At 64.8% G+C, this 18,751-nt stretch carries 8 protein-coding genes; 6 read left to right on the top strand and 2 right to left on the bottom strand.

Annotated elements, in window-relative coordinates; all coding sequences use genetic code 11:
• Nucleotides 1-17 precede the first annotated feature (17 nt).
• The gene (locus E4P42_RS01035) at nucleotides 18-1,673 is read right to left on the bottom strand and encodes an NERD domain-containing protein (RefSeq protein WP_135122492.1); all 1,656 of its coding nucleotides are present in this window, start codon (nucleotides 1,671-1,673) and stop codon (nucleotides 18-20) included.
• 126 nt (nucleotides 1,674-1,799) lie between these two features.
• Here E4P42_RS01035 and E4P42_RS01030 point away from each other — a divergent pair, with 126 nt between their 5' ends.
• The gene (locus E4P42_RS01030; RefSeq protein WP_135122491.1) at nucleotides 1,800-2,729 is read left to right on the top strand and encodes an RNase H family protein; all 930 of its coding nucleotides are present in this window, start codon (nucleotides 1,800-1,802) and stop codon (nucleotides 2,727-2,729) included.
• 67 nt (nucleotides 2,730-2,796) lie between these two features.
• Nucleotides 2,797-3,129, top strand: a complete 333-nt coding sequence (locus E4P42_RS01025) for a DUF732 domain-containing protein (protein WP_245233829.1) — start codon at nucleotides 2,797-2,799, stop codon at nucleotides 3,127-3,129.
• Between the two features lie 197 nt (nucleotides 3,130-3,326).
• Here the strand turns inward: E4P42_RS01025 and E4P42_RS01020 are convergent, their stop codons facing one another.
• Complete coding sequence (locus tag E4P42_RS01020) at nucleotides 3,327-4,040, bottom strand: hypothetical protein (protein ID WP_135122489.1); 714 nt, start codon at nucleotides 4,038-4,040, stop codon at nucleotides 3,327-3,329.
• 668 nt (nucleotides 4,041-4,708) lie between these two features.
• On the opposite strand from E4P42_RS01020, the gene E4P42_RS01015 reads away from it, so the two are divergent.
• From E4P42_RS01015 to E4P42_RS01000, 4 genes are all read left to right on the top strand, one after another.
• The gene (locus tag E4P42_RS01015) at nucleotides 4,709-6,004 is read left to right on the top strand and encodes a hypothetical protein (protein WP_245233828.1); all 1,296 of its coding nucleotides are present in this window, start codon (nucleotides 4,709-4,711) and stop codon (nucleotides 6,002-6,004) included.
• 634 nt (nucleotides 6,005-6,638) lie between these two features.
• The gene (locus E4P42_RS01010; RefSeq protein ID WP_135122488.1) at nucleotides 6,639-11,777 is read left to right on the top strand and encodes a DEAD/DEAH box helicase; all 5,139 of its coding nucleotides are present in this window, start codon (nucleotides 6,639-6,641) and stop codon (nucleotides 11,775-11,777) included.
• Nucleotides 11,774-14,641, top strand: a complete 2,868-nt coding sequence (locus E4P42_RS01005) for a helicase-related protein (RefSeq protein ID WP_135122487.1) — start codon at nucleotides 11,774-11,776, stop codon at nucleotides 14,639-14,641. Before E4P42_RS01010 ends, E4P42_RS01005 begins: the two co-directional genes overlap by 4 nt.
• Nucleotides 14,638-18,750, top strand: coding sequence for an Eco57I restriction-modification methylase domain-containing protein (locus E4P42_RS01000; protein ID WP_135122486.1), 4,113 nt, complete (start codon nucleotides 14,638-14,640; stop codon nucleotides 18,748-18,750). The genes E4P42_RS01005 and E4P42_RS01000 overlap by 4 nt, the downstream gene beginning before the upstream one ends.
• Nucleotide 18,751: the final 1 nt, after the last annotated feature.

Raw genomic sequence — 18,751 nt, 5'->3', positions numbered from 1 at the left:
AATTGAGCCGTCGCCGATTAGCTGGATGGCACGTTGAGGCGCCGCGCGAGGTCCGGTCCCCCGACCTCGCGGATGAAGTCGGGATCCCCGCACACCACCAGCTGGTCGCGCGCCCGCGACAATCCGACGTACAGCCGCTCGCGGGAGCGTTCGAATTTGCTCGTCTCGTTGACGACGAGCACGACGCAGCGTCGCTCGAGTCCCTTGAAGCCGAGGACGTGGCCGTAGAACACCTGGTCGGTGTCCCAGAACGTGTCCCAGTACGCCGTGTGCCCGTCCTTCTGCCGCTCGGCCTGCTCGGGGTGCCGGCTGCCGGTGGTCAGCAGCGCGAGATCTTCCGAGCGCCAACCCTGTTCGAGCAACGACTCGATCTGATCGTCCCCGGCGTCGAGCGCCTCCTCGCGGTCGCACGCGACGAACGTGACCGCCGGTCCTTCGCCGCCGAGGAAGCGCATCGGATGGTCGACCAGCGGTTGGAACGCGTTGGCGATCTGGCGGGTGTTGCGCACATTGTGGTCGAGGATCAGCGGCACGAGCGGCACCGGCGGCGAGCCGTGCCGGTTGAACACCCGCTGCCCCTCGTCGGTGAACACGTAGAGGCCGCCCTCGACCGGATCCCGCAGCGCGGCGAGCAGCGGGTCCCACCAGGCGTCGGCGAAGTCCTGCGCCTCGTCGACCACCACGGAGTCGAACCGGTGGCCGGGTTTGAGTTGCTCCGCCAGCTCGGCCATCTGCAGCGGCAGGTCGTGCTCCCAGAACTGCACGGTCTCCTCGGTGCGCAGCGACTCGTCCGGACCCTGCGGCGCACCCCACTGCACCCCGAGCGCGTGGAACTCGCCGACATACGCGGGCTGCTGGCGGCGCGGCCACGTCGCGGTCACCCTCTCCAGGTAGGACGCCAGGCCGTGCGAGTAGCACACCAGGGCCACCCGCTCGCCTCGTTGCGCCAGCCGGCGGGCCTGCTCCATCGCCAGGAAGGTCTTGCCGCTGCCGGCGCCGCCGCGGACCTCGACGCGCCGGAGCATCCGGATGGCGTCGAGAATGACGGCCTGGTGCTCGGTGAGCGCGTCGGCGGCGTCCTCGTTGGCCAGGGCGCGGGCCACCACGTCGCGCTGCGGCAAGCCTCGGCCGCTCAGCGCGGTCGCCAGCTGCTCGATGCCGTCGCGGGAGAGCAGCGGGCGCTCCAGCTCCTGGCGGATCAACACCTCGCGCAGTTTGGCGACCAGATCGCCGATGTCGTTGCGGTCGATCACCTTCCAGCGCGGACACTCCGGCAGACCGAAGTCGTCGGGCAGCTCGGTGTTCGGCAGCACGATGACGTGGTCCCACCGCAGCCGCTTCTGCGTCCAGCGCGGGTCCTTCTCCACGAAGTCGCGCAGGGCGTAGCAGGCCTCGCGGGTCTGCCGCACGGGTTCGATCTTGTACTCGCGGCCGCCGCGGATCTGCCGCCAGCCGTCGCCGTCGTGCCACACCTCGCCGCCCTTGACCTCGAGGCAGACGATGCCGGCGCCCTCGATCGCGACGACGAAGTCGACCTCGTGGTCCTTGAGGTGATCGGTGACCCGCTGCCCGGGGACGACGAGGTCGTTGGGCTCGAGCTGGTCGATCAGCGCCCGGTAGGTGCTGCGCTCGGAGGCGTTGAGCCGCGGGCTCTCGTCGGGCGTGATGCTCACCGGGTCGATACCTCCCCTTGGCCCTTACGGCGATGTCACCGATCGTAACGGGGCGCTGTGACAGGTGGGTCTGTCGGTGCCGTGGCATACCGTGCGTCGCACACGTTCATTCCGGGGGGAGAGAACATGACCGCGCGACCTCACGCTCGACCGAGACGCACCGACATCGTCGCGGCCCGGCCACGGCCGTTGACCACGGTGGCGCTCGCGGTGCAGTTGGCGCGCGGGGCGTTCTGGTTCCATGCCGTCGACGGCGAACGGTCCTGGTCGGGCCGCACCGACTCTCCGAACCGCGACACCGCGGTGCTCGACGCGGTGCTGCGGCTGCGGGCGGAGAGCCCGGAGCTCGACCGGGTGCGGATCCTGGTGAAGCTGCCGCCGGCGAGCGCGCTGCACCGGCACGGGCCCGAGGTGGAGATGCTGCTGCCGGGCGTGTCGCTCGAGAGGCCGACGGACGCCGACCAGGCGCTGATGAGGGCGGCGGCCGCGGGGTTGACCGCCGACCTGCTCCCCCGGCCGCCGGCGGACATGTCGCCGATCGTGGTGGCCACCGACGGGTCGGTGCGCGGCAAGGTAACCGGCTACGGCTGGCTGGCCAGCACCGGGGACTTCGGGTTACTCGGATTCGAGCACCACCACTGGCAGGTGGGATCCAGCGTGGTGCTGATCGCGGAGCTGCGGGCGATCAACGACGCGGTGCGCAGGCTGCCGTACCGCCAGTTGACGCTGTTGACCGACAGCCGCGCGGCGATCACCATGCTGCGGCGGTGGACGGCCGGCGATGACGTGCTTCCCGACGGGTACACGACCGAACGGCGTAAGGGGTCGGCCGGGCTGGTCGAGGCACAGCGGCGGATCCGGCTGCAGCAGAACCGAAGCGACGCGCGGTGGGTGCCGGGTCATCAGGGCAATCTGCTCAACGAGGGCGCCGACGCGCTGGCGCGGTTGGCGTCCCGCTTCGCCAGGCGTGACAGCGGCTTGACCGGTGCGCAGTACCGCGAGCGGGCCGCGGGCATCGCAGAAGCGTTCTCGACGGCGTTCCGGGAGTCGAGCTGACCGACGTGTCGGTGGCCGGTCTTATCGTGGCTTCAGCGCGATTCAAGGGGGGATCATGCGCAGATGTATGGCGATTGCAGGGGGATTCGCGGTGTCGGCGGCGGTGGCGTTGGCCCCGCCGGCGCACGCCGACCAGTACGAGTTCATCTCGTTCCTGGACAGTCAGGGGGTGAGCTACGGGTCGATCATCGACATGATCGACATCGGCAAGGCGGTCTGTCACGACTTGCGAAGCGGTGACGCACCGCCGGTCGTTCTCGGCCGGCTGAGCGGTACGGGCTTCGCGCCCGCCGAGGCGTCGCTGATCCTGGTGTCGGCGGTGAGCCACATGTGCGTGGACGCCAAGGCCGGGGTGGTCGGGTGGGCCTACGAGCAGGGGTACACGGGGCCCGTGATTTGAGAGCCCTTCAAGCCGAGGCGATGTGCTGCTCTGGTACCGCTGCGAGAGGCTCACCATCTGGCGTCCCATCAATTCCGGTGACCCGTTCGAGTTCCGCTATTGACGACGCGTGCGCGTTCGGACTCGGCGCATCTGGCCTTAAGCCGCCCGGCAGACGCTGCCTTTCCACGAGGGCGCTCGACGTTGCTGCCCGAAGGTTACGTTCGCTCGAACAAGTCGATCTCGACCTTGTAGAGAAGCCATTGGGTCGAAACTCCGTACCGCTCGGCAAGATCTTGAACGCGCGCGGACAGATCCTCATCCGGCTGCCCTGTAACGATGATGAGGCGAGCCCCGGTGCGGCCTTCCTTCTCCGCTTGAGCAGCCAGGGATGTCATGTACTTGGCAGCTTGGCCGATCAATCGATCGTCACCCTCGGACGCCTTCAGTTCAAAACCCACGAGCTCGTCGGTCTTCTTGTCGACGGCGAGGAGGTCGATCACCGCGTTGCCTGCGAGCCGTACCTCACGGCCACGGAATCGCAGGCCGCACTTCTTGATGTAGGGCAACACCGCCCAGTTCATCGAGATGAACCGCGAAAGCTCCTTCTCTTCCGCGAACAGCTGCCGCGGTTGCTGAAAGCCCGGCACCGGTCGCGCGAGATCAAAGAAGTGCACCCGCGTCTTGGCCGTGATGCTCGGGTCTGTCAGTAGTGGATGTGTCCCCACGCCGGCCTGCTCCAGGAGCTCGCCGAGTTCTGCGAGCAGCTTGTCTGACATGCGGTCGTATCCCGCCTCCCGCACCAGCGTGCTGACGAGGCTATCGGGACTGTGACGAAGGGAATGCGCAGCGTCTGGGGCATCGTCGACGCGCTTACGCGCTTTGTCGACGATCCGCTGCAGACGTTCTTCCCTACTCAGTCGTGCGGCCACTCACATCCCCTATTGCGTGCTCGAACCTTCGTCGACGGCTGCTGGAGCTCCTAGAGCCTTGTATCACCATTCACAGCTTCACACGTCCAGTTCGGGCCGCCGAAGGGTGCCGAGAGCCAACCCTCCGCAGCCCGTGTCGGCAGGTTCGACCGTCCAAGCGTGCAGATAGCCACGCGGCAGAACACGCAAGCTGGCCTGCGAGTTCACAGACCTGCGCATGGCGCAGCTGCTCCACTGAATCCGACCACGGAGCGCGTGTGCCGTAAGAGTTCGTTGCACATGACGCCGAGGCTGCGCGCGGGACCCGACGGGATGTTCGCCAACGATTGGCCCGGACGACGCGCGGCAACCGACTCGCGACTCAGCGCATCGAGCCGGCTAACGTCTCGGCAGGCGGTAGCTACGAACGCTACAGTTTGCAGCCGACGGCGCCGAGAAGCTGCCACATCCAGGCACTTGGTGCGCGCCTAGGCGAGTCACGGATAGTGTCCAGCGCCCACTTCATCGACAATGACGGCGGATTCTGTTGCATCCGCATAGAGCGGCCCAGTGGCCACATCTCGGCTGCGATGATGTTTGCGGATAGCGCCGACATGGCAACTATCTGGTCAGCGGTTCACGACGGCCAGTTCGCCGGGAGACTTCGGGGCGGGCAGTGGGAGGAAACAATGGCACACGACGAGCTCGACGCTCGACCCCTTGGCGGCGATAGCGAGAACTTGCCGGCCCCGACCACCGAGTCAGGCGAGATTGTGGTCTCCTCACAAGCTGAAGGCTTGCTGGTTGGGGGCGACCCTGACGCGGTCGACACATACCTGCAGCGCATCACCGCTGAGGCTGGCTATGCCCTACAGGTCGTCGGGCTCGATAAGGCTTCGCTGGGTAACGCCACCGGTTTGGCCGCGAGTGCAGCGTCGCTGCTCGGCCAGTCCGCGAAGTTCGTCCAGTTGCATCCGGACAGTGTCAACGCAGTCCGCAAGGGGCAGCTCATTCCCGGTACTGACGGCTTCTTCCGAATGACTACGCGAGGCGCTGACAAGAAGTTCGTCAGTCAACTTCAGTGGAAGCCGACCGACGTCAATCCCGCGAAGTTGATGTCAGCACAGATGCTCGCAGTCCAAGTCGCACTCAAGACGGCGATCAGCGAAGTAGAAGACGCCGTCCAGCGGGTCGAGAACAAGGTTGAAGAAGTCCTACGCCTGGCACAGGCAAACAGATCAGGGGACGTACTCGGCGATCGGCTCTCTATCGAGCGCATGGTGGTATACCTCGACAGACACGGCTCCTTCTCGGACGCAGACTGGGACTGGATCTCCAGCATTGGTCCGGGCTTGAATCGTACGGTCGAGCAACTGCGCCAACACGCGTTGGCAACGTTGAAGACCTTCGACCCCAATCGGCCGATTCAAGACCGGGCAGAGTTCGTGGTCAACGCCGTCGAGAATCAGCAGCTCGGCGAGACGCTGAGCTTGCTAGTTGTCGCGGAGGAGTCGCTATTCAAGTGGCAGCGGCTGCGTATCGCACGTGTAGAAGCAACAGAACCACAGCATCTCCAGAAGGTGCTGGACGACGCACGAGAGCTACTGGCTCACCAGGTGTCGGCGGACGGTGATCTGTACCGGCGGGCGCAGGCAGTGCTGGACGCCGTGGCGAGGACGGAGGCGATCGACGGCTTCCGGTACTGGTCAGTGCAAGGACTGTCCCGAGATCTGCCCAAGTTGCGAGAGGACCTGGATCGGTTCGCACATGCCCGCCGAGCTCAAGCCCTCGAGTGGTCCGAAATCAACACGCCGACACCAAGACAGGCTGTACAAGCCGCAGCCGAGAGAGCCTCAGAAACTGCAACGCAGGCCCTTACTGCGGCCACTGAGGGATACACGGCCGTGAGCAGCTTCTTGTCCAAGACGTCGCGCGAAGGCTCGAGACTGTTCAGGAGACGCAAGTCGGACGACGAAGCGAATTAAGACTCTGTTGCACGTCAAGATCAACGCTTCGCCCCCGTCGATCAAGCCGCTTCGAATGCTTAACCTTATTTGGTGTTGTCGTCAATGCGTCAGAACCGTAAGCGTAAGCTGCACAAAACGTTGACCGTGGGGAAGCCCGAATACCCGCCAGCCTCAGGCGACACGTTATTGCCCATCATTTGCCACTGGCTCTTCTGGCGGAACCGTTGACCAATACCGCAACTGCCTTCACTTCCAAAATCATCTGATTCCGGCTAGGTGCAATCTGACATTGCAGACCCGGCAGTGCACATTCAGCTATGCCAGAGGTTGACGAGTTTATCCAATTGAACGCATGTAACGTGCAGCGATGCGACGCCGCGCTCGTCTAGGGAGCCGCACCGGCGCTTACCGGTTTCCGCCCGCCGACATGCCGCTTAATTCGGTAAGAGCGTCACGCCGCAGTGCGATGAGTCGCGGCAACGCGCCACTCTTCGTGACGTCAAGATCGATCGAAGGGCGATGAGCTGACCGTTTCAGCAATCGCTTCGACCGACTGACCCGCCGCAGTCTGATATGCCGCGGGGTGTCGGAGGCGCCAAGTATCGTCTTTCCACTACGGACAATATCGAGCTCGGCGGCGGAGGTCAGTTTCATGGACGCGTTCGGTGTCCTTCGAGAGGTCCTGGACGACTACGAGAATTTCGTCAAGGGCTTCCTTGAGATCAAGGACGACCAGATTCGCAGCAAGGTCGAGCAGGAGATCGCCGACGGCTTGCTGTGGCCGGAGCCTTGGCTCGCGTTGAATCCGGCCTTCGAGTCAGGCGGAACGGTCACCGAACTGGCCGGCAACGGCGTACTCGACTCTGAAGCAACGATCATCTTCCGCGACCACGCCGGGAAAGAGATCGCGTTCCACCGCCATCAGACGGACGCCTTCGAGATCGCCAACCGGCGTGAGTCGTATGTGCTGACCACCGGCACCGGCTCGGGCAAGTCGATGTCCTACATCGTGCCGATTGTCGACCGGGTGCTGCGCGAAGGCACGGGTAAGGGTGTGCGGGCCATCGTCGTTTATCCGATGAACGCTCTCGCCAATAGTCAGCTCAAGGAACTGGAGAAGTTCCTCGGGAAGACGAATCCCAGGGTCAGCTTCGCCCGGTACACGGGTCAGGAGAATCGAGAGGAGCGCGAGAAGACCCTGGCGTCTCCGCCAGACATCTTGTTGACCAACTACGTCATGTTGGAACTGATGCTCACGCGCCCGAAAGAGCGTGAGAAGCTCATCAGCAGTGCTGCGAACCTGTCGTTCCTCGTTCTCGACGAGTTGCACACCTATCGCGGTCGGCAGGGCGCCGATGTTGCAATGCTGGTACGCCGGCTGCGTGGCGCCGTCAACTCGAGCGAGATCCAGTGCATCGGGACCAGCGCGACCCTCGCCGGCCCCGGCACGAAGGCCGAGCAACGTCAGCAGGTCGCCGAGTTGGCGACCCGAATCTTCGGCATCGAGATTCCTGCCTCCAACATCGTCGGAGAAACGCTGCGGCGCGCAACGACGGGCGAGTCAAGTACAGCTGTGCTGGCAGAACGCCTCGAAGCGCCGACGCCGACAGCGTGGGAAGAGCTGAAGACCGACCCGCTTGCCATCTGGACCGAGCAGCACTTTGGGCTCCACACCGACGACGAGGGCAACATCGCCCGCCGCCCCCCATCGAAACTCAGCGACGCGGCTTCGAAGCTGCACGCCGATACCGGTATCGACGAGGCGACGTGCCGCGAGAAGCTCAAGGAGCTGTTGCTCGCCGGGTCGCGCGCCCGCGACCCGCAAGGCCGCGCCTTGTTCGCCTTCAAGCTGCACCAATTCATCGGCAAGGGCGACACCGTCTACACAACCTTGGAGCCAACGGCGAAGCGATTCCTCACTACGCAATACCAGCGCAGTGCGCCCAACCGCCCGTCTGGACAGCCGCTATACCCGCTAGCTTTCTGCCGCGAATGTGGCCAGGAGTTTCTGGTCGTTAACAAAGATCGCGGCGGAGAAAGCTTCAGTCCCCGGATCCCAAACTCCGATCTTGTCGAAAATCCTGAAGCCGACGGCCTGCTGTTTCTGACCGAGCAGCCGTGGCCCGATGCGCAGGACCCGGCGTTGCTTGACCTCGTGCCCGAGGACTGGGTTGTGTCGAGCGGGGGTGGTCAGGTTCTCGACAAGGCGCGAATTCCCAAACTGCCAGCTTCGTTGCGTGTCGATGAGTTCGGGACCATCAGCGATGACGGCATGCCGGTGGCGTTCTTCGAACGTCTCGAGTTCTGCCCGTCCTGCAAGACAAGCTACGAGAGTGCCCGCCAGTCGCAGTTCTCCCGCGTCGCCAGCCTGGGCACCGAGGGGCGGGCTAGCGCGGTAACAGTGCTGTCGCAGTCAATCGTCAGGGCTTTAAGGGCCGAGGCCAAGCTCGATGAGGAGGCACGAAAGTTCCTGGCTTTCAGCGATAACCGCCAGGACGCAAGTCTGCAAGCCGGGCACTTCAACGACTTCGTGCTGGTTGGGCTGATCCGGTCAGCGCTGTATCGCGCCGCCTGCGAATACCAGGAGCAAAATCCCGGGGAACCACTCACCGACGAGAATCTCGGTCCCGAAGTGGTCAAAGCACTCAGCGGCAAGAGCTTCAAGTTCTTCGCCCGCGACGAGGACACCGCCGATGAGCACATCCCCCGGAAGAAAATAGCCCGCGCACTACGGGATGTCGTCACCTACCGTCTGTGGGCCGATCTCAAGCGGGGTTGGCGAATCACTATGCCCAACCTGGAGCAGACAGGACAGCTGCGCCTGTCCTACGAGGGAGTCACTGAGCTCGCCGCTGAGGACGATAGGTGGGCGAACTGCGGAGAGCCGCTTGCGAGCGCCAGCACGCAAACACGAGCCGAGGTGATGCACGTTCTCCTCGATGAACTTCGCCGTAACCTCTGCATTGACACCGAGTTCCTCACCGACGAGAAGTTCGATGCCGTTCGGCGCGCCAGCAGGGAGTGGCTAAAGGACCCCTGGGCGATCTCCGACGACGTCGGCACCTACAGCGGACTCGCCTACCCCGGCGGAAGACCGAAGGGGGCGGCGGGACTCGGCGCCGACCTTCATTTGTCCGGGCTCGGTGCGTACGGGCGCTGGCTGCGACGTCCCACCCGCTTCCCCGGCTTCCAACACACACTGAAGACGAAGGATGCCGACGCCCTGATTGAGTGCTTGATGGAGGTCATGGCGAAAGCCGGGATTTTGGCGCGTGTTCCGGTGCCCAAGAGGCCGACGGGCTACCAGCTGCGCGCCGACCTCATCGCTTGGCACCCGGGTACCGGCGAGCATCGCGCACCCGATCCCCTTCGCAGCAATCAGACAGAAGGCCGGGTCAATCCGTACTTCCGTTCGCTCTATGCCGAAACCGCGAAAGCACTGGTAAATCTGGAGGCCCGCGAACACACCGCGCAGGTCGAGGCGTCCAAACGTCAGAAGCGAGAAGAAGAGTTCAGCGACGCGCGACTTCCTGTGCTGTACTGCTCCCCCACTATGGAACTTGGCGTCGACATCAAGAGCCTCAACGTCGTTGGGATGCGCAATGTTCCACCAACACCCGCCAACTATGCGCAGCGGTCGGGGCGCGCCGGACGGTCAGGCCAGCCCGCGATCGCGCTGACATATTGCGCGACCGGCAACGCGCACGACGCCTACTACTTCCGGCGCAGTCAGGACATGGTGGCCGGAGCGGTCGCCCCACCGCGTCTGGAACTGGGCAATCAAGATCTCGTGCGCGCACATGCCCACTCAATCTGGCTGGTGAAATGCGGCCTCGACCTCAAGGCCAGCATGGTCGACCTGTTGAACATCGAGCAGCCCGGCCAACCGCTGCGCACCGAGGTCGTCACAACCATCGAATCCCCGTCGAGCCGCAAGGCCGCTATCGCCGCGATCACCGACGTGCTGACGGCCACCAGCGAAGTCACGTCAGCTCCGTGGTGGACGGATACGTGGATCACCGACACAGTCGACCAAGCACCGACTCGGTTCAACCGTGCCGCAGACCGGTGGCGCGGGCTCTACAACGAGGCCCAGACCGAACTAGACCAGGCCAACACGACCCTGAAAACGATCGGCGCATCCGAAAGCTCGAAACAGCGCGCCCGCGGACGTATCTCGGAGGCCCGCGCCGCGCTCGACCTCCTCAAGGGCCAGGTCGACGACGTGTTGCAGGGCGACTTCTACACCTATCGCTACTTCGCCTCCGAAGGCTTCCTGCCTGGCTACTCCTTCCCCCGGCTTCCACTGTCGGCTTTCATCCCGGCAGAACGACGCACCCGCAGCGGCGGAGAGGGCGATTTCATCCAACGGCCCCGATTCATGGCGATTAGCGAATTCGGCCCAGGCGCGTTCATTTACCACGAAGGCGCCCGGTACGAGGTCAACCGCGTCAGCCTGCCCGCCCGCGATGACGGCACCGGTATCCACATCACCGAGATCAAGCGTTGTAGCGCCTGCGGGTATCTCCATGAGTCCACCGACCCAGACCTCTGCCAGCACTGTGGTGCACCGTTTGCCCAAGACAGCACGATGACCAACCTGATGCGGCTGCTGTCGGTCAAAACCCGTCGTCGCGACCGGATCAGCGCAGACGAGGAGGAGCGCCAGCGTGCTGGTCATGAGATCGTCACGACGATCCGGTTCGTACCCCACGGAGTGCGGGCCGGACAACTCACCAGCACCATCACCGAGAGCGGAGACGAGCTCGGCACAATGACCTACGGCGACACCGCACTGATTCGCCGAATGAACGTCGGGCTGCGTCGCCGCAAGGACAAGGATGTCCGCGGGTACATCCTCGACACCGTGGATGGCCGCTGGGGCAAGGAGGCCGACCTGGCCAAGAACGTCCACGGCGAGGCGCCACGGTATCAACGGGTCATCCCCCACGTTGAAGACCATCGCAATGCACTGCTGCTGCATCTGAATCCGTCAATCGGCACCGAACAACGGATGGCGGCGATGTATGCGCTCAAGCGCGGCATCGAGGCGGTCTACCAACTAGAAGGCTCCGAATTAGCAGTAGAGGCACTCCCGAGCAACACCGGTGACCACGCCTGGTCACGCTTGCTGTTCTTCGAGGCAGCCGAAGGCGGCGCCGGTGTCATACGTCGGCTTGCCACCGAGAACGGCCAGCTCAATCAGGTCGCGCGAAAAGCCCTTGAAATCTTGCACTTCGCCCCAGACACCGGTGAAGACCTGCACCGCGCGCCGCATGCGATCGAGGATTGCGCACAGGCCTGCTACGACTGCCTCCTCTCCTACAGCAACCAATGGGACCATCAGCACCTGGATCGGCATAGCGTGGTCGATCTCCTTCGGCGGATTGCCGTTTCGAACGTGGCGGTCGGTGCCGGCGGTGAGGATCGATCAGCGCAACTCGAGCGCCTGACCACGGCCTGTGACAGCGAGCTGGAGAAGAAGTTCCTCGCGGTGCTGGAACAGCACGGTCTGCGACTCCCCGATGACGCGCAGCAGATCGTCACCGACTTCTACGTCCGGCCCGATTTCGCCTACCACGTCGACGGTATGGACGTCGCCATCTTTGTCGATGGACCTCATCACGACGCAGCCCATCAGCAGGAGAAGGACGAACAAGCACGCATGAAGCTCGAAGACGAGGCCGGTTGGCTGGTGCTGCGGTTCCACTACCAGGACGCCGACGCGGGCTGGCTCACCACGATCGCCGAATACCGCGGCGTCTTCGGCGAACCGAAGGCCAATGCATGACGACGCTCGACTATCCGGCCGGCAGCCTGGTCAACGCCCGTGGCCGCGACTGGCTGGTGCTGCCCGGCTCCCCCGAGGGCACGCTGCTGGTCCGGCCCCTCGGCGGGCACGGGCACGAAACGACCGTGCTGCTTCCCGACATCGACGACTTCGCCGCCGCCACCTTCGAACCGCCCACGGTCGACGACCGCGGCGACGCCGGGCGGGCCCGCCTGCTGCGCGACGCACTGCGGCTCTCCTTCAGTGCGAGCGGCGGGCCGTTCCGATCATTCGCTCGCCTGGCCGTCACCCCCCGCAACTACCAGCTGGTTCCGCTGATGATGTCGGCCAACCAGAACGTCACCCGGCTGTTGATCGCCGACGGCGTCGGCATCGGCAAGACCGTCGAGGCGGGACTGATCGCCGCCGAGCTGCTGGCCACCGGCGAAACGCAGCGATTGGCGGTGCTGTGCTCTCCGCAGCTGGCCCCACAATGGCAGAGCGAGCTTCGGCACAAGTTCGGCATCGACGCGAAGTTGCTGCTGCCGTCCACGGTCAACCGGCTGATGCGCAGTGTCCCCTTCGGCTCCAACCTCTACCAACATCATCCGCATCTGGTGATCTCCACCGACTTCATCAAACAGAAGACTCGGCGCGACGAATTCGCGCTGCATTGCCCGGAGTTGGTGATCGTCGACGAAGCCCACACCTGCGTGGCGGGCGCCGGTGTCGGCACATCGAGCCAGGCGCATCTGCGCTACACCCTGCTGCGCAAACTCGCCGACGACAAGGACCGGCACCTGGTGCTGCTGACCGCGACGCCGCACAGCGGCGACGACACCGCCTGGCAGTCGCTGATCGGTCTGCTCGACGACAGGCTCGGCGACCTGCCGGCCGACCTGTCCGGCCGTGACCGCGAAGACGACCGCAAGCTGCTCGCCAGGTACATGATCCAACGCCAGCGCGCCGACATCCGCGAGTACCTCAACGAGGACACCCCGTTCCCAGAACGGGAGACCACCGAAACCGCATACAAGCTCACCGCCGGATATCGCCAACTGTTCGACGACGTGATGGATTACGTCCGCGAGCAGGTCACCGACCCCAAGCTCAGCGCGGTGCGCCAACGCGTCCGCTGGTGGTCAGCCATCGCACTGCTGCGGTGTCTGGCGTCCAGTCCGGCCGCAGCCGAGCAGACGTTGCTCAACCGCTCCGCGGTCGCCGCCGCCGACGACGAGCGTGAGGTGGACGCCTACGCCGAACCGCGCGTGCTCGACACCGACCTTGACGACACGACGGAAGCCGAGGACGTCACCGTCGGCGCCGACACCTGCGACAGTGACGAGACCGACACCAAGGCACGGAAGCGCCTGCGTGAGTTGGCCGCACAGGCCGCAGCTCTCAAAGGGCCACGCTCTGACGCCAAGCTCAAGCGCCTCATTCCGCTGCTGAAGGAACTGATTGACGAGGGCTACCACCCCATCGTCTTCTGTCGTTACATCCCCACCGCCGACTACCTCGCCGAACACCTGGGCACGGCACTGGCGAAGATCAAGGACCTCAGGATCGACGCGGTGACCGGGACGCTGCCGCCGGAGGAACGTGAGACCCGCGTCGACGCCCTGAGCGCCCATGACGGCCCTCGACTGCTTATCGCGACCGACTGCCTGTCGGAGGGCATCAACTTGCAGGACGGTTTCACTGCCGTCGTGCACTACGACCTGGCGTGGAACCCGACGCGCCACGAACAGCGTGAGGGCCGCGTCGACCGGTTCGGCCAGCAGGCACCCACCGTGCGCACTGTGACCTACTACGGCGAGGACAACGGCATCGACGGCCTGGTGTTGGAAGTCCTGATCCGGCGCCATGAGAACATCAAGCGCAGCATCGGCGTCGCGGTGCCGATCCCGGTGGATTCCACCACTGTGATGAAGGCGATCTGGGAATCGCTGCTGTTGCGGGGCAAACAAGCCGAACAGCTGACCCTGGACTTCGGCGCCGCCACCTCCCAGTCACTGGCCGACCAGGTTGAGGTCGAATGGACCAATGCCGCCGAGCGGGAGAAGGTGTCCCGCTCGCGGTTCCGCCAAGCCGGACTCAAACCCGACACCGTCGAAGCGGCTCTGGCCGAGGTGCGACGCGCACTCGGCGGACCCGCCGACGTCGAAACCTTCACCCGCACAGCACTATCGCTACTCGGCGCACCGATCAGCGACACCGATGACGGGTTCACCGCGGTCATCGACACCCTGCCGGCAGCGGTGCGCGACCAACTCCCACCGGGCAAGGGGGGCCGGCTGCATTTCCACCGTTCGCTGCCGGTGCCGACCGGGCACAGTGTGCTGACCCGGACCGATGCCACGGTGGACGCGCTGTCGCGGTATGTCCTCGACGCCGCGCTCGACTCCCGGCTTGATCCGGCCGCCCGGCCCGCGCGCCGCGCCGGGGTGATGCGGACCCGCGACGTCGGCAAGGTGACGACACTGCTGATGGTGCGCCACCGGCTGGAGATCACCCTCCCAGGCTCGGCCACCACCGTCACCCAGGTCGCTGAGGAAGCCAAGTTCTTGGCGTTCACCGCGACCGGGGACGACCTGACCTGGCTTCCGCAGATCGAGGTCGACGCGCTGTTGACCCTGCAACCGTCTGGCAATGTGGATGATTCGCTGGCGCGGATCCAGTTGGGGCGTGCCCTGCGCCGTCTGGGCGCGCTCACCGAGCATCTCACCACGACCGGTAGGGAGGCGGCGAAGGACTTGGTGTCCGAGCATCAGGCGGTACGCAGCGCCTCCAAGGCCGGCGGCCGCGCCCCGACTGTGCGGTTCCTACCGCCCGCGGATGTCCTCGGCGTCTACGTGTTCCTGCCGGAGGCGGGTGCCCGATGAGCGGGCTGAACGTCTTCAAGGCTGTCCGTACGGTCGGCACCGCGCTGCCCGCCGAGGCGATCCCGCGCGCCAACGAACTGCGGATGCCCGGTCAGACCGCCGAGGCTTATCAACTGTCGCCGGGGATGGCGGTCAACGGTGCCATCGCCCGCGCCTGGGAGGCCATGCTGGCCGCGCACCGCGCCTGGCGCGCCGCCCTGGAGCGGCTTCCCGAAGGGGATGCGGCCACCAAGCTCACCCGGGACAAGTGGCTGCTGCCCCTGCTCTACGAACTCGGTTGGGGCCGACCTGATGTCATCAGCGGCGGGCTGGCCGTGCCGCCCGGGCTCGGCGAGACCGAGGCCCCGCACTTCCCCATCTCCCATCGGGTCGCCTGGCCCGACGCGGCCAACACCGCAGCCTGGGTGCCGCTGCACCTGGTCGGTGCGGGCGTGGACCTGGACACCAAGACCGCCGGGGTCACCGCACGTGCACCGCAGGCCATGGTGCAGGACTACCTCAACCGCGAGGACCGCGCCCTGTGGGCGATCGTGTCCAACGGCCACCAGCTGCGTCTGCTGCGCGACGCCTCCAGCCTCACCCGGCAGTCCTTCGTCGAATTCGATCTCGACACCATCTTCACCGACCAGCTCTACGCCGACTTCCGGGTGCTGTTCCTGACGGTGCATGCCAGCAGGTTTGCCCCCCGCCTCGATGACAAGGCGGCCAAGGCGACACAGCCCGAAGCCGACAGCGACGACTCCGCCGAGGCCGCCGACATCGACGTCGCCGAACCCAAGCTGGACAACTGCTGGCTGGAGCGCTGGCGCACCACCGCCATCGACGACGGTGCCCGGGCGCTGCTGAACCTTCAGCACGGCATCGCCGCCGCACTGCAGGAGCTCGGAACCGGGTTCGTCGCGCACCCCGCCAACGTCACACTGCGAGAGACCCTGGCCGCGGCCACCGACGCCGACCGCGACCTGCAGCGCGCCTTGCTGCGCATCGCCTACCGGCTGATCGTGTTGTTCGTGGTCGAAGATCGTGATCTGCTACACCGCTCCGACGTCTCCGAAAGCGTCCGCACCCTGTACGCGGACTATTTCTCGACCGCCCGGTTGCGTCGGCTGGCTGCCGAACCGATCGGCGGCTGGCACACCGACCTGTGGGAAGCCCACCAGATCGTCACCGACGCACTGGCCGGCGACGGGCTGCCCGCCCTCGGACTGAGCGGTCTGGGCGCGAGCCTGTATTCACGGGACGCGCTGAGCATTCTCGATGGCGCGAAACTGCCCAACCGGGCCCTACTGGCTGCGGTGCGAGCACTGGCCCAGATCGACGACCCGGTCACCGGGTTACCGCGCCCGGTCGACTACCGCAACCTCGACAGCGAGGAACTCGGCGGCATGTACGAGGGCCTGCTGGCCTACACCCCGCGCTACCACGCGGACGAGCGAACCTTCACCCTGGACGTGGCGACCGGCAACGACCGCAAGACGTCCGGCTCCTACTACACCCCCTCCGACCTCATCGCGTTGGTCCTCGACGAGGCGCTCGACCCGTTGATCGACGAGGCCATCCGCGAGGCCGACCCCGAAGGGGCCCTTCTCGATCTCACCGTGGTCGATCCCGCCTGCGGCAGCGGACATTTCGTGGTCGCCGCAGCACGGCGCATGGCCGCCGCCCTGGCCACCGTGCGCACCGGCGAGACCGAACCCACCCCCGCCGCGCTGCGGGCGGCGACCGCCGATGTGATCGAACGCTGCGTCTACGGCGTGGACCTCAACGATCTGGCCATCGAGATCACCAAGGTGGCGCTCTGGCTGGAAGCGTTCGACGCCGACCGTCCCTTCCCCTTCCTCGACGCGCACTTCCGGGTCGGCAATGCGCTGCTGGGCACCACGCCGGAATTGTTGCGGCACAACATTCCCGACACCGCCTTCGTCGCCCTCGGAGACGACGACAAGGACTGGACCAAGAAGCTCAAGGCCCGCAACAAGGCCGAACGCCAAGCCGACCAAGGACAACTTGCGCTGAGTTTCGGCGCCGAAACCCTCAACGTCGAAACCAGCCAGCTCACCAAGGCCGCGCACGACGCCGACACCGGCACCATCGCCTCCGTCGCGGCCCTGCGCGCCCGCGCCGACGCTTGGCGCCGCCTGGAAGCCGACCCAGACCTGGTGGCCGCCAAACTGGTGGCCGACGCCTGGTGCGCAGCCTTCGTCCAACCCAAGACCGGTGCGACCACCTCGGGGCAGGGCATCACCCACGCCACCGTGCGCGCGCTGTCAGAAACCCCGGAATCCGTACCAGACACCCTCATCAACCAGATCAATGCCCTGGCCCGCCAGTATCGGTTCTTCCACTGGCACTTGGAGTTCCCCGGCATCTTCACCGTCCCCGACGACGGCAGCGCCGACGCCGTCACCGGCTGGACGGGTGGGTTCTCGTGCGTGGTCGGCAACCCGCCCTGGGAATCGCTTCAACTTGAGGACAAACAATTCTTCGGCAACCTTGGGCGAACCGACATCGAAGACGCTCCGAACGCCGATGCCCGAAAGAAAATGATCTCGAAGCTCGCTGACAACGATCCAGATCTGTATCAGCTCTATAACAGCGCTCGGCGCCAGTCAGATGCAACCACTCACCTGGTACGCGGCGGCCGATATCCGCTCACTGCGCAGGGAAAGATCAACACTTACAGCGTGTTTGCCGAAACGATGCGTACAGTCGTCGGCCTCCAAGGGCTAACCGGAGTCATCACTCCGACCGGCCTCGCTACCGACAGCAATACGGCACAATTTTTCGCAGATACACTGAGCAGCCATCGGCTTTATGCGTTCTATGATTTTGAGAACGAAGCCAAAATTTTTCGAGATGTGCATCACGCCTACCGATTTGCCGTCACAGCGATAACCGGAGTACAGCGGACCGTTCAACGTACCAAGTTTGCGTTCCTCAACCGCCGCATTTCCGATGTTCCCGACAAACGATTCCAGTTGACAGCTAACGAAGTTCTTACACTGAACCCGAACACCGGGACACTTCCCATGTTCCGCAGCCGCAAGGACGCCGACATCACGCTCGGAATCTACTCCCGCCACCCCGTGCTCATCCGCGAGGATGACCCCGACGGCAACCCGTGGGGTCTCTCGTTCAGCCAGGGGCTATTCAACATGTCGTCGGATTCTTGGCTGTTCCACACGGCCGATGAGCTCACCGACGCGAAGTTCAACGGCTGGTCGTACACGCGGGACGGCAAAGAGTACGTACCGCTATACGAAGGAAAATTGTTGTGGCACTTCGACCATCGCTTCTCGACGTACAAAGGTGCGACGGCAGCTCAGCTAAGGATGCAAACACTGCCTCGCGTCACTGACGAAGAACACAACGATCCAGATCTCGAGCCGCTCGCACGTTACTGGGTTGATTCAAGCGAACTCATCGGCAAGCTAGACGGCAGGTGGGAAGCCGAGTGGCTTCTGGGCTGGCGTGATATTACTGGCACAGAGAAAGTCAGGACATTCGTTCCGTCTGCACTGCCGTTAGCCGCCGTCGGGCACGTTTTCCCGCTCGCATTTCCGGAGGACGCATCTCTGGCCCGATACCTCCACGGGCTCTGGTCAACCACGGTCTTCGACTATATTTCGCGCCAGAAGTTGAGCGGCACTCATATGACGTACTCTGTCGTCCATCAACTCGCCGCTCCACCACCAAGTCTCTTTGAGCGACCTGCACCGTGGCAACGCCACGTAACTCTTGGCGAATGGGTAGGAGCGTATGTGCTTGAGCTGTCCTACACCTCACGGCGACTGCAGCCCTATGCCAAAGAATTCGGTGACAACGGAGCGCCCTTCCGCTGGGAAACCCCACGAAGAGCGGAACTTCGCGCTGACCTCGATGCTTGCTTCTTCCACGTCTACGGCCTAAACCGCGATGAAATCGAGCACGTCCTCGACTCGTTTCCTATCGTCCGCAAGTATGACGAGCAAGACTTCGGCGAGTACCGCACCAAGCGCCTTGTGCTGGAAGCCTACGACCGCATGTCCGAGGCGATCGCCAACGGCGGCACCGGCTGGAAACCTCTCGCCGACCCCCCAGCCGGGCACGGACCACGTCACCCCGAATAGC

It is taken from the genome of Mycobacterium sp. PS03-16 (assembly GCF_004570325.1).
GTDB lineage: Bacteria > Actinomycetota > Actinomycetes > Mycobacteriales > Mycobacteriaceae > Mycobacterium.
Note: the sequence above shows the minus strand (reverse complement) of the source record. Positions and strands in the feature narration are given on the sequence as shown.

Excerpts from the sequence above, each read along its gene's own strand:
- E4P42_RS01030 (WP_135122491.1), top strand. The coding sequence starts at position 1,800 with ATGACCGCGCGACCTCACGCTCGACCGAGACGCACCGACATCGTCGCG.
- E4P42_RS01010 (WP_135122488.1), top strand. The coding sequence starts at position 6,639 with ATGGACGCGTTCGGTGTCCTTCGAGAGGTCCTGGACGACTACGAGAAT.
- E4P42_RS01005 (WP_135122487.1), top strand. The coding sequence starts at position 11,774 with ATGACGACGCTCGACTATCCGGCCGGCAGCCTGGTCAACGCCCGTGGC.
- E4P42_RS01000 (WP_135122486.1), top strand. The coding sequence starts at position 14,638 with ATGAGCGGGCTGAACGTCTTCAAGGCTGTCCGTACGGTCGGCACCGCG.
- E4P42_RS01025 (WP_245233829.1), top strand. The coding sequence starts at position 2,797 with ATGGCGATTGCAGGGGGATTCGCGGTGTCGGCGGCGGTGGCGTTGGCC.
- E4P42_RS01015 (WP_245233828.1), top strand. The coding sequence starts at position 4,709 with ATGGCACACGACGAGCTCGACGCTCGACCCCTTGGCGGCGATAGCGAG.